Origin of the sequence: Pseudomonas sp., assembly GCF_049653025.1 — a bacterium.
Taxonomy (GTDB): domain Bacteria; phylum Pseudomonadota; class Gammaproteobacteria; order Pseudomonadales; family Pseudomonadaceae; genus Aquipseudomonas.
In genome coordinates this window covers 188,347-200,523 of record NZ_JBASFM010000020.1, presented here as the reverse complement: position 1 = coordinate 200,523, position 12,177 = coordinate 188,347, and the positions used below count along the sequence as shown (strand labels likewise).

Here is a 12,177-nt window from a genome sequence, read left to right as displayed (position 1 = left end):
ATGACCACACCACGCCTTTTCGCACTGACCCCCGGCGAGCCTGCCGGCATAGGCCCGGACCTGTGCCTGCTGCTGGCGCGCGAAGCCCAACCGCACCCGCTCGTCGCAATCGCCAGCCAACAACTGCTGGCCGAACGCTCACAACTTCTGGGCCTGAACATCCAGCTGATCGCCGTCGGTCCTGACGCCTGGCCGCAGCAGGCAGCCGCCGCCGGCAGCCTGTATGTGTGGGATACGCCATTGGCCGCCGCGGTCATTCCCGGTCAGTTGAACAGTGCCAACGCCGCCTACGTGCTGCATACCCTGACCCGTGCTGGGCAAGGCTGCATCGACGGGCACTTTGCCGGGATGATTACCGCACCGGTGCACAAAGGCGTGATCAATGACGGCGGCATCGCCTTCTCCGGGCATACCGAGTTTCTCGCCGAACTGACCCACACCGCGCAGGTGGTGATGATGCTCGCCACCCACGGCTTGCGTGTGGCCCTGGTCACCACTCACCTGCCGCTCAAGGACGTCGCCGCCGCCATCACCGCCGAGCGCCTGATGCGGGTTACGCGCATCCTCGACCATGACCTGCGCACGAAATTCGGCATCGCACGGCCACGCATCCTGGTCTGCGGTCTCAACCCCCACGCGGGTGAAGGGGGGCACCTAGGCCGTGAAGAGATTGAAGTGATCGAACCCACCCTGGAGCTGCTGCGTGCAGAAGGCATCGAGCTGATCGGCCCGCTGCCGGCCGACACCCTGTTCACCCCCAAGCACCTCGACCACTGCGACGCGGTGCTGGCGATGTACCACGACCAGGGCCTGCCGGTGCTCAAGTACAAGGGTTTCGGCGCAGCGGTCAACGTTACCCTGGGCCTGCCGATCATCCGCACCTCGGTCGACCACGGCACGGCACTGGATCTGGCTGGCAGCAGCAAGATCGACAGCGGCAGCCTCAAGGTTGCGTTGCAAACCGCCTACCAGATGGCCGCCAGCCAGGTCGCGGCACGCTAACCGTACGGCTACACGCAACCCAGGCCGCGGTTTGCGCCGCCAATGCTGTTAAACTGCCACGTTTTCTACCGGCGTTAAATTCGCTTTGAGCTCAGCGCTTGAAGCCTGGAGCTGCTGCATGTCCGAATACCAACACCGCGCGCGCAAGCGCTTCGGCCAGAACTTCCTGCACGACGCCGGGGTGATTCACCGCATTCTGCGCGCCATCCACGCCCGCGAAGGCGAGCACATGCTGGAAATCGGCCCAGGCCAGGGTGCCCTCACCGAAGGGCTGCTCAACAGCGGCGCGCAGCTCGACGTAATCGAACTCGATCGCGACCTGATCCCGATCTTGCAGCACCAATTCGGCGAAAATCCGCGCTTTCGCTTAAACCAGGGCGACGCCCTCAAGTTCGACTTCAAGCAACTGCAAGCGGCACCGCACAGCCTGCGCGTGGTCGGTAACCTGCCGTACAACATCTCCACGCCGCTGATTTTCCATCTGCTGGACAACGCCGCGCTGATCCGCGACATGCATTTTATGCTGCAGAAGGAAGTGGTCGAGCGCCTGGCCGCCGAGCCCGGTGGTGGCGACTGGGGCCGCCTGTCGATCATGGTGCAGTACCACTGCCGTGTGGAGCATCTGTTCAATGTCGGCCCCGGCGCATTCAATCCGCCGCCCAAGGTCGACTCGGCGATCGTTCGCCTGGTGCCGCATGAAGTGCTACCACACCCAGCCAAGGACCATCGCCTGCTCGAACGCGTGGTACGCGAGGCCTTCAACCAGCGCCGCAAGACCCTGCGCAATACGCTCAAGGCCCTACTGACGGCAGACGCGATTGAAGCGGCTGGGGTAGACGGCAGCCTGCGTCCTGAGCAACTGGACCTGGCCGCTTTCGTACGCCTGGCAGACAAATTGGCCGAGCAACCCAGCGTCGACTGATACCCGCTAGACTGTTTTTTCTGCTTATCGAGTTAATTGCGCATGAGCGATTCCCGTTACCTCGTCGACGTCAGCGTCGCCACCCGCTACCTGCCGGAGCAGTCTCAGCCGGAGCAGAACCGTTTTGCCTTTGCCTACACCGTCACGGTCAGCAATAACGGCGAGCTGCCGGCCAAGCTGCTCTCGCGGCACTGGGTGATCACCGACGGTGATGGCCGCGTGCAGGAAGTACGCGGTGCCGGCGTGGTCGGCCAACAACCACTGATCGAGGCGGGTGCCAGCCACACCTACAGCAGCGGCACGGTGATGGCCACCCGCGTTGGCATCATGCAGGGCAGTTATCAAATGCTCGCCGAAGACGGCAAACGTTTCGATGCCCTGATCGCGCCGTTCCGCCTGGCGGTGCCGGGCTCGCTGCACTGATGGCGACCTATGCCGTCGGTGACCTGCAAGGTTGCCTGAAGCCGCTGCAATGCCTGCTCGAACGGGTCGCCTTCAACCCTGCGCAAGACCAGCTGTGGCTGGTCGGTGATCTGGTCAACCGCGGCCCCGAATCCCTAGCGACGTTGCGCTTTCTCTACAGCATCCGCCACGCCCTGACCTGCGTACTGGGCAACCACGACCTGCACCTGCTGGCCGTGGCGCAGAACATCGAGCGCCTGAAAAAAGCCGACACCCTGCGCGAGATCATCGAAGCTCCGGACGCCGCCGACTTGCTCGACTGGTTGCGCCAGCAGAAACTTCTGCATTACGACGAAGCCCGCAACACCGTGCTGGTGCACGCCGGCATCCCACCGCAGTGGAACCTGGCCAAAGCGCTCAAGCGCGCAGCCGAGGTCGAGGAAGCCCTGCGTGATGACGCGCGCCTGCCGCTGTTTCTCGACGGCATGTACGGCAACGAACCGGCCCGGTGGAACGGCGACCTGCAGGGCGCGGCGCGCCTGCGAGTGATCACCAACTGCTTCACCCGTATGCGCTTCTGCAAGGCCGACGGCACCCTCGACCTGAAGAGCAAGGAAGGCGTCGACAGCGCACCTCCCGGCTACGCCCCCTGGTTCAGTTACCCGCAACGCAAGACCCGCGAGCAACGGATCATCTTCGGCCACTGGGCGGCGCTCGAAGGCCAGTGCCAGGAACCCGGCATCGTCGCCCTCGACACCGGTTGCGTGTGGGGCGCGAGCATGACCCTGATGAACATCGACAGCGGCGAGAAATACAGCTGCGACTGTAAGGAACAAGCATGAGTGAATTCAAACGCATCCCCCCAGAGCAAGCTCAGACCCTGCGCCAGCAAGGCGCTGTGGTGGTCGACATCCGCGACCCGCAGAGCTTCGCCGTCGGCCATATCAGCAACTCACAGCACCTGGACAATCATTCCCTGGCAGACTTTATCCGCAGCGCCGACCTCGACGCCCCACTGATCGTCACCTGCTACCACGGCAACTCCAGCCAGAGCGCGGCGGCCTATCTGGTTGGCCAGGGCTTCAGCGAGGTTTACAGCCTCGATGGTGGTTTCGAACTGTGGCGCGCGACCTTCCCCGACGACACCGCTCAAACACCTGAAGAATAATTTTTTTCAGAGCCCAGGCCGCACCAGTAGCGGCCTGCCGGCGACTCCCAACCAACGGTAATATGTTGTTATCGTTACGCGTCCCTTGACCTCGCCGATTCCGAACTATCCTCTAGCTCAGGCCATCCAAAACAAGGTAGAGCCGGCTAAACGGCATCGGGCCATCGGTAAGAACCTGTTCAATGTCTCGCGAGCTAGAGTCATGCAAGGCAAGAACAGGCGAGGAAGCGGAATTTACTGATGTAAATGAGCATTCCGAGTCTGTTCTTAACGCAGCAGGGCCGACGCGCAGCAGACGTTGCACAAGTTCTAAGATTTTAGGTGTTCTGGGGGACTTATCCCGTCTGCATGGCAGCGGGACGCCAAGCGCCTGACCGATCCCGCACCGGCTCCAAGCATCGAGCGAGGTGAAGTCATGAGCATTTTCAGCCACTTCCAACAACGTTTCGAAGCGACTCGGCAGGAGGAACTCACCCTCCAGGAGTACCTCGAACTGTGCAAGGCAGACCGCAGCGCCTATGCCTCGGCGGCCGAGCGCCTGCTGATGGCCATCGGCGAACCGGAGCTGCTAGACACCTCGAGCAACTCGCGACTGTCGCGGATCTTCTCCAACAAGGTGATCCGCCGCTACCCGGCCTTTGCCGACTTCCACGGCATGGAAGAGTGCATCGACCAGATCGTCTCCTACTTCCGCCATGCCGCTCAGGGCCTGGAAGAGAAGAAGCAGATCCTCTACCTGCTCGGCCCGGTGGGCGGCGGTAAATCCTCGCTGGCAGAGAAACTCAAGCACCTGATCGAGAAGGTGCCCTTCTACGCGATCAAGGGCTCGCCGGTGTTCGAGTCGCCCTTGGGGCTGTTCAGCGACGCCGAGGACGGCGCGATCCTCGAAGAGGATTACGGCATTCCGCGGCGCTACCTCAACAGCATCATGTCGCCCTGGGCAACCAAACGCCTGGCCGAGTTCGGCGGCGATATCAGCCAGTTCCGCGTGGTCAAGCTGTACCCCTCGATCCTCAACCAGATCGCCGTGGCCAAGACCGAGCCGGGCGACGAGAACAATCAGGACATCTCCGCTCTGGTCGGCAAGGTGGATATCCGCAAGCTTGAGGAATATCCGCAGAACGACGCCGACGCCTACAGCTACTCGGGCGCACTGTGCCGCGCCAACCAGGGTCTGATGGAATTCGTCGAAATGTTCAAGGCACCGATCAAGGTGCTGCATCCACTGCTGACCGCCACTCAGGAAGGTAACTACAACAGCACCGAAGGCCTCGGCGCGATTCCCTACAGCGGCATCCTGCTGGCCCACTCCAACGAATCGGAATGGCACAGTTTCCGCAACAACAAGAACAACGAAGCCTTTATCGACCGCATCTATATCGTCAAGGTGCCGTACTGCCTACGCGTGACCGACGAGATCAAGATCTACGACAAACTGCTGTTCAACAGCTCCCTGGCCAAGGCCCACTGCGCGCCGGACACCCTGAAAATGCTCGCGCAGTTCTCCACCCTCAGCCGCCTGAAAGAGCCGGAAAACTCCAACGTCTACTCGAAAATGCGCGTCTACGACGGCGAAAACCTCAAGGACACCGATCCCAAGGCCAAGTCGATCCAGGAATACCGCGACACCGCCGGCGTCGACGAGGGCATGAACGGCCTGTCGACCCGCTTCGCCTTCAAGATCCTCTCCAAGGTGTTCAACTTTGACCCGCACGAGATCGCCGCGAATCCGGTGCATTTGTTGTATGTGCTGGAGCAGCAGATCGAGCAGGAACAGTTCCCCGCCGAAGTGCGCGAGCGCTACCTGCGCTTTATCAAGGAATATCTGGCACCGCGCTACATCGAGTTTATCGGCAAGGAAATCCAGACCGCCTACCTGGAGTCCTACAGCGAATACGGGCAGAACATCTTCGACCGCTATGTGCTGTACGCCGACTTCTGGATTCAGGATCAGGAATACCGTGACCCGGAAACCGGCGAGATCCTCAACCGCGTGGCCCTCAACGAGGAGCTGGAGAAGATCGAGAAACCGGCTGGAATCAGCAATCCGAAGGACTTCCGCAACGAGATCGTCAACTTCGTGCTGCGCGCCCGTGCCAACAACAACGGCAAGAACCCGACCTGGCTCAGCTACGAGAAACTGCGCGTGGTGATCGAGAAGAAGATGTTCTCCAACACCGAAGACCTGCTGCCGGTCATCAGTTTCAACGCCAAGGCGAGCAAGGAGGACCAGCAGAAGCACAACGACTTCGTCACTCGCATGGTCGAACGCGGCTACACCGACAAGCAGGTGCGCCTGCTCTCCGAGTGGTATCTGCGGGTTCGTAAATCGCAATAAAGCGGCCTGACGTGACAGGCTGCTGACGAGTGCAGGGCGCGCAACAAACGCCGCCCTGCCCCGTTTGCGCCTGATGTCTGCAGCGCACGGAGGGCAGTTATGAGCCATGTGATCGACCGCCGCCTAAACGGCAAGAACAAGAGCACGGTGAACCGCCAGCGCTTCCTGCGGCGTTACCGCGACCACATCAAGAAGGCCGTGGAGGAAGCGGTCAGCCGCCGCTCCATCACCGATATGGAACACGGCGAACAGATCAGCATCCCCGGCCGCGACATCGACGAGCCGGTGTTGCACCACGGCCGTGGCGGCCGCCAGACCACCGTGCACCCGGGCAACCGTGAATTCACCACCGGCGAGAAGATTGCCCGCCCGCAAGGCGGTGGCAGCGGCCAAGGTGCCGGCAAGGCGAGCAACTCCGGCGAAGGCATCGACGAGTTCGTCTTCCAGATCACCCAGGAAGAATTCCTCGACTTTATGTTCGAGGACCTTGAGCTGCCCAATCTGATCAAACGCCACCTAACCGGTAGCGACACCTTCAAGAGCGTGCGTGCCGGCATCAGCAACGAAGGCAATCCGTCACGCATCAATATCGTCCGCACCCTGCGCTCGGCGCATGCCCGGCGCATCGCCCTGTCAGGCAGCAGCCGCAACAAACTCAAGGTCACCCAGGCCGAACTGGAACGCCTGAAACTGGAACAGCCGGACAACCTTGGCGATATCCAGGCACTTGAAGAAGAAATCAGCAAACTGCGCGCGCGGATCAAGCGCATCCCGTTCCTCGACACCTTCGACCTAAAATACAACCTGCTGGTGAAACAGCCCAACCCCAGCTCGAAAGCCGTGATGTTCTGCCTGATGGACGTTTCCGGCTCGATGACCCAGTCGACCAAGGACATCGCCAAGCGCTTCTTTATCCTGCTGTACCTGTTCCTCAAACGGAACTACGACAAGATCGAGGTGGTGTTTATCCGCCACCACACCAGCGCCCGCGAGGTGGATGAGGAAGAGTTCTTCTACTCACGCGAGACCGGCGGCACCATCGTCTCCAGCGCACTCAAGCTGATGCAGGAGATCATGGCCGAGCGCTACCCGATCAACGAATGGAATATCTACGCCGCCCAGGCGTCGGATGGCGACAACTGGAATGATGACTCGCCAGTGTGCAGGGATATATTGATCAAGCAGATCATGCCGTTCGTGCAGTACTTCACCTACGTCGAAATCACCCCGCGCGAGCACCAGGCGCTGTGGTTCGAGTACGAGCAGGTCAGCGAGGCGTTCGCCGACACCTTTGCCCAGCAGCAGCTGGTCTCGGCCGGCGATATCTACCCGGTATTCCGCGACCTGTTCCAGCGGAGGCTAGCCACATGAGCAGTAGCAAAGAAAAGCGCCGCCAACCGATCTCCACTGGCTCGGAGTGGACCTTCGAGCTAATCCGCAGCTACGACCGCGAAATCGGCCGTATTGCCGAGCGCTATGCGCTGGACACCTACCCCAACCAGATCGAGGTGATCACCGCCGAGCAGATGATGGACGCCTACGCCTCGGTCGGCATGCCGCTGGGTTACCACCACTGGTCCTACGGCAAGCACTTCCTCAGCACCGAGAAGGGCTACAAGCGCGGGCAGATGGGCCTGGCCTACGAGATCGTGATCAACTCAGATCCATGCATCGCTTACCTGATGGAAGAGAACACCATCTGCATGCAGGCCTTGGTGATCGCCCATGCCTGCTACGGCCACAACAGCTTCTTCAAGGGTAACTACCTGTTCCGCACCTGGACCGACGCCAGCTCGATCATCGATTACCTGGTGTTCGCCAAGCAGTACATCATGCAGTGCGAGGAGCGCCACGGCATCGACGCAGTGGAGGACCTGCTCGACTCCTGCCATGCGCTGATGAACTACGGCGTCGACCGTTACAAACGTCCCTACCCGATTTCCGCCGAGGAAGAACGGCGGCGCATGAAGGACCGCGAAGAGCACCTGCAAAAGCAGATCAACGACCTCTGGCGCACCATCCCGAAAAACGCCAGCAAGGGCGGCGACAAGGACAACAAACGCTTCCCCGCCGAGCCGCAGGAAAACATCCTGTATTTCCTGGAAAAGCACGCGCCGCTGCTGGAGCCCTGGCAGCGCGAGATCATTCGCATCGTGCGCAAGATTGCCCAGTACTTCTACCCGCAGCGCCAGACCCAGGTGATGAACGAAGGCTGGGCTACGTTCTGGCACTACACCCTGATGAACGACCTGTACGACGAGGGCCTGGTTACCGAAGGCTTTATGATGGAATTTCTGCAGTCGCACACCAGCGTGGTCTACCAGCCGCCGTTCGACAGCCCCTACTACAGCGGCATCAACCCCTATGCGTTGGGTTTTGCCATGTACCGCGACATCCGCCGCATCTGCGAAGAGCCGACCGAAGAGGATCGCCGCTGGTTCCCGGAGATCGCCGGCAGTGACTGGCTAAGCACCCTGAAATTCGCCATGAACAGCTTCAAGGACGAGAGTTTTATCCTGCAGTATCTGTCGCCCAAGGTGATCCGCGACCTCAAGCTGTTCAGCATCATCGACGACGACCAGAAGGACGAGCTGTTGGTCCCGGCAATCCATGACGAACCCGGCTACCAGCAGATTCGCGAGACCCTGGCGGCGCAATACAACCTGGGCAACCGCGAACCCAATGTGCAGATCTGGAGCATCGACCGCCGCGGCGACCGCTCGCTGACCCTGCGCCACCAGCAGCACGACCGCAAGCCGCTGGGCAATTCCACCGAGGAAGTGCTGAAACACCTGCACCGCCTATGGGGCTTCAATATTCACCTGGAGATGTACCAGGGCGAACAGTTGATCGGCACTCAGCATGTGCCGCCGAAAAACGAGGCCGAACATGAAAGCGATTACCCGCGGCTCGACCTAATGATTCCGCCCATTTGATCGGTTGCACCCACTGATGACGGCCAGCAGCATGCGCGCCAGACTCCCTGGGAATACCCTGATGCGCCTGTTTATCGTCCTCCTGCTCTGCCTCGCCCTGGCCACCTGCAGCAGCACGCCGCCACGGGTGCAGGTGATCAGCCCGGCCAGCGCTGAACTGACCGGCCGCCACAGCTTCAGCCTGATCGCCGCCGAACAGGCACTCAGTGGCGAGCTGCCGTTTGCCAATCGCTACGCCCAACTCGACCAACTGCTACGCGAGGGCCTCAGCCAGCGCGGCTACCAGGCCAGTCCGCAGGCGGATATCCAGGTGTATTACTGGCTGGCGGTGCAGGACAGCCCACTGGACTTCAAGGTCGACACCGCCCCACCCATGCCGCTTGGCCACTACCAGGCAATCCACCGCCTGCGCGATGAAACCGGCACCCTGCGTCTCCGCCTGACCAGCCCAGAACAGCAAACCCTCTGGGAAGGCCTGATCAGCACCGGCCTAAGCCCCGCCAAGGACAGCGCCGAACTGCTCGAACGTGCGACCCAGGCCCTTCTGCAGCAAATCCCCAAAGCCAGTCCCTGAGCGCACAAGCCAGACATCCTGACTATCCAGCCGTTATGCTCTGCACAACGGAGGATTAGTCATGCAGATTTACAAAGTGGGCGGCGCGGTGCGCGACCGCCTGTTAGGCCGCGAAGTCAGCGAGATCGATTGGGTAGTGGTGGGCACCAGCGCCGAGCAGATGCTCGAACAGGGCTACCGCCCGGTGGGCGCGGACTTCCCAGTGTTCCTGCACCCGCAGAGCGGCGAGGAATACGCCCTGGCTCGCACCGAACGCAAGAGCGGACGCGGCTACGGTGGTTTCACCTTCTTTGCCAGCCCGGACGTAACCCTGGAAGAAGACCTGATCCGCCGCGACCTGACCGTCAACGCCATGGCCGAAGACGCCTTGGGCAACCTGATCGACCCCTATGGCGGCCAGCGCGACCTCGACGCCAAGCTGCTGCGCCATGTTTCCCCAGCCTTCGCCGAAGACCCATTGCGCGTACTGCGCGTCGCTCGCTTCGCCGCCCGTTACGCGCCACTGGGCTTCAGCGTAGCGCCTGAAACCATGGTGCTGATGCACGAACTGAGCGAGTCCGGTGAGTTAAGTGCGCTGACGCCGGAACGTAGCTGGAAGGAAATATCCCGCGCCCTGATGGAGCCGCGCCCGGATGTATTTATCCAGGTCCTGCGCGACTGCGGTGCCCTGCGCGAACTGCTGCCCGAGGTCGACGCACTGTTCGGCGTGCCGCAGCCAGCCGCCCATCATCCGGAGATCGACACCGGCGTGCATGTGCTCAGCGTGCTGCGCCAATGCGCCGAACACCAACAACCGCTGACCGTGCGCTGGGCCTGCCTGTTGCACGATGTCGGCAAGGGCCTGACGCCCGAAGCCGAGTGGCCCCGGCATATCGCCCACGAGCACACCGGACTGAAACTGATTCGGGCGATCAACCAGCGCTGCAAGGTGCCCAAGGATTGCCAGGAGCTGGCCCTGCAGGTCGGAGAGTTCCACACCTACGGCCACCGGGCCCCGGAACTGAAAGCCAGCACCCTGCTCAAGCTGTTGCAAGGCTTTGACGCGTTTCGCCGGCCGCAGCGTTTCGAGGAGTTTATCGCCGCTTGCGAGATGGACGCCCGCGGCCGTCTCGGCCTGGAGCAGCGTGACTACCCGCAAGCGGCCTACCTGCGCGGGGCCATGCAAGCGGCGCAAAACGTAGCGGTGCAAGCATTACTGGCGCGCGGCCTGCAAGGTGCCGAGCTGGGCGCTGCGGTGCAGGAAGAGCGCCTGCAAGCGCTGCAGCGCTACCGTGACCAGCGCACCTGATCAGCTACCGGCCGGATAGGCGTCACGCAGGGCCGCAGGTGTCAGCTGCTGATCGCCCCAGCTAAAGGCCACCGGCCACAGTTGCTGCTCGATCTGCGCCGCCTGCCAGAGCTCGGTAAAGCTACGCTGCTGCGCTGGATGCAAAACATCCGGCACCAACAGAGCCAACGGCCAGAGTACAAAGGCGTTCTTCAGGATCTCCGCGCGCGGCAGGATCAGCCCGTCGAAGTTACCGACCAGATCGCCATACAGCAGCACGTCGATATCCAGCGGCAGCCCCTTGCGCTCAGGCGCATAGCGGCCGTTATCGGCTTCGATAAATTTCAGCCGGCGATCCAGCTCTCCCAACGGCAGCTCGCTGTAGCCGGCGACCACCAGATTGAAGAACGGCCCGCTCTTGATCCCCACGGCCTGGCTTTCGAACACTGGCGAGCAGCGCATCTCGCTCAACAAGCCAGACAGCGCATCGAGGCCGGCGCACAGGTGCGTTTCGCGGCCAATATTGCTGCCAAGGCCGAGCAACACCGGAGTTAGCGACATCCGCGCTCGATCTCCACGCCGACACCACCGCTGGCCGCTGGCACCGCACCGGGCTTGGTCAGTTTGAGGCGCACCCAGGGAATCTGGAACTCGGCCATCAACAACTCGACCAGCCGCTCGGCGAAGGTCTCCACCAGGAGGAAGCTCGATTCGCTGGCAAACGCCTGAACCCGCTGCGACAACGTGGCGTAGTCCAGTGCCTTGCTCAAGTCATCACCGGCCGCGGCCGGGCGGTTATCCCAACCCAGGTACAGATCCAGGCGCAGGCACTGACGAATGCTGCGCTCCCAGTCGTAGGCACCAATCACCGTATCGACTTCCAGACCTTCGATAAAAACTGTGTCCAAGCACGCTCTCCGCGGCACGACAATACTGGCGCACCTAGTTAGAATCGGGACTCCCTCGCCCCGGAATGGATACCATGTTTTGGCTGTTGGCGATCCTCGCCTACCTGCTCGGCTCGTTGTCCTTCGCCATCCTGCTCAGCCGTCTGAGCGGCGGACCGGACCCGCGCGCCAGTGGCTCGGGCAACCCCGGTGCCACCAATATGCTCAGGGTCGCTGGCAAGCGCCTGGCCATCCTCACACTGCTCGGCGATCTGCTCAAAGGCCTGCTGCCGGTACTGGTCGCCAGCCTGCTTGGCCTCGACGTCCAGCAGCAGGCTTGGGTCGGCCTCGCCGCCGTAATCGGCCATCTCTATCCTCTGTATTTTCGCTTTCAGGGCGGCAAGGGCGTGGCCACTGCCGCCGGCATGCTGCTCGGCCTCTACCCGCCGGCCGCCCTGCTGGCACTCGCCGCCTGGGCACTGACCTTCGCGCTGACTCGCACCAGCTCACTGGCTTCGCTGATCGCCACCCCGCTGACCTTGCCTCTGCTGGCCTGGCAGCAACCAGCGGCCCTGCTGCCGATCTGCGCACTCACCGGGCTGATCGTCTGGCGTCATCGCGGCAATTTACGCGATCTGTTCGCCGGCCGTGAGCGGCATTTCTAAATCGGCAGAGTGAATC

At 61.9% G+C, this 12,177-nt stretch carries 13 protein-coding genes; 11 read left to right on the top strand and 2 right to left on the bottom strand.

Going from position 1 to position 12,177, the window contains the following annotated elements:
- The 10 genes from pdxA to WBK23_RS17515 all read left to right on the top strand — a co-directional run bounded on the left by pdxA (nucleotide 1) and on the right by WBK23_RS17515 (nucleotide 10,630).
- Complete coding sequence (pdxA, locus tag WBK23_RS17560) at nucleotides 1–1,002, top strand: 4-hydroxythreonine-4-phosphate dehydrogenase PdxA (RefSeq protein ID WP_424485216.1); 1,002 nt, start codon at nucleotides 1–3, stop codon at nucleotides 1,000–1,002.
- A gap of 118 nt (nucleotides 1,003–1,120) precedes the next feature.
- A complete protein-coding gene (gene rsmA / locus WBK23_RS17555) occupies nucleotides 1,121–1,924 on the top strand; it encodes a 16S rRNA (adenine(1518)-N(6)/adenine(1519)-N(6))-dimethyltransferase RsmA (protein WP_424485215.1) in 804 nt (267 codons plus the stop codon).
- Nucleotides 1,925–1,966: 42 nt separating this feature from the next.
- Nucleotides 1,967–2,347 carry a Co2+/Mg2+ efflux protein ApaG gene (apaG, locus tag WBK23_RS17550; protein WP_424485214.1) on the top strand — a complete coding sequence of 127 codons (381 nt, stop codon included), beginning with the start codon at nucleotides 1,967–1,969 and terminating at the stop codon, nucleotides 2,345–2,347.
- Entirely contained in the window at nucleotides 2,347–3,168 is an 822-nt protein-coding gene (locus WBK23_RS17545; protein ID WP_424485213.1) for a symmetrical bis(5'-nucleosyl)-tetraphosphatase, read from the top strand. Before apaG ends, WBK23_RS17545 begins: the two co-directional genes overlap by 1 nt.
- Nucleotides 3,165–3,494: a thiosulfate sulfurtransferase GlpE gene (glpE, locus tag WBK23_RS17540; RefSeq protein ID WP_424485212.1), complete on the top strand. Its 330-nt coding sequence runs from the start codon at nucleotides 3,165–3,167 to the stop codon at nucleotides 3,492–3,494. The genes WBK23_RS17545 and glpE overlap by 4 nt, the downstream gene beginning before the upstream one ends.
- 415 nt (nucleotides 3,495–3,909) lie before the next feature.
- The gene (locus WBK23_RS17535) at nucleotides 3,910–5,832 is read left to right on the top strand and encodes a PrkA family serine protein kinase (protein ID WP_424485211.1); all 1,923 of its coding nucleotides are present in this window, start codon (nucleotides 3,910–3,912) and stop codon (nucleotides 5,830–5,832) included.
- Nucleotides 5,833–5,931: 99 nt separating this feature from the next.
- Entirely contained in the window at nucleotides 5,932–7,203 is a 1,272-nt protein-coding gene (locus tag WBK23_RS17530; protein ID WP_424485210.1) for a YeaH/YhbH family protein, read from the top strand.
- Nucleotides 7,200–8,768 (top strand): SpoVR family protein, encoded by a 1,569-nt coding sequence (locus WBK23_RS17525; protein ID WP_424485209.1) that lies wholly within the window; start codon nucleotides 7,200–7,202, stop codon nucleotides 8,766–8,768. The genes WBK23_RS17530 and WBK23_RS17525 overlap by 4 nt, the downstream gene beginning before the upstream one ends.
- A 61-nt stretch (nucleotides 8,769–8,829) precedes the next feature.
- A complete protein-coding gene (locus WBK23_RS17520) occupies nucleotides 8,830–9,342 on the top strand; it encodes a DUF4136 domain-containing protein (RefSeq protein ID WP_424485251.1) in 513 nt (170 codons plus the stop codon).
- Between the two features lie 61 nt (nucleotides 9,343–9,403).
- Entirely contained in the window at nucleotides 9,404–10,630 is a 1,227-nt protein-coding gene (locus WBK23_RS17515; protein WP_424485208.1) for a multifunctional CCA addition/repair protein, read from the top strand.
- Here WBK23_RS17515 and folK read toward each other — a convergent pair whose 3' ends face one another.
- A complete protein-coding gene (gene folK / locus WBK23_RS17510; protein WP_424485207.1) occupies nucleotides 10,631–11,170 on the bottom strand; it encodes a 2-amino-4-hydroxy-6-hydroxymethyldihydropteridine diphosphokinase in 540 nt (179 codons plus the stop codon).
- The gene (gene folB / locus WBK23_RS17505) at nucleotides 11,161–11,517 is read right to left on the bottom strand and encodes a dihydroneopterin aldolase (protein ID WP_424485206.1); all 357 of its coding nucleotides are present in this window, start codon (nucleotides 11,515–11,517) and stop codon (nucleotides 11,161–11,163) included. Before folB ends, folK begins: the two co-directional genes overlap by 10 nt.
- Nucleotides 11,518–11,591: 74 nt before the next feature.
- On the opposite strand from folB, the gene plsY reads away from it, so the two are divergent.
- Entirely contained in the window at nucleotides 11,592–12,161 is a 570-nt protein-coding gene (plsY, locus tag WBK23_RS17500) for a glycerol-3-phosphate 1-O-acyltransferase PlsY (RefSeq protein WP_424485205.1), read from the top strand.
- The last annotated feature ends 16 nt before the right edge of the window (nucleotides 12,162–12,177 follow it).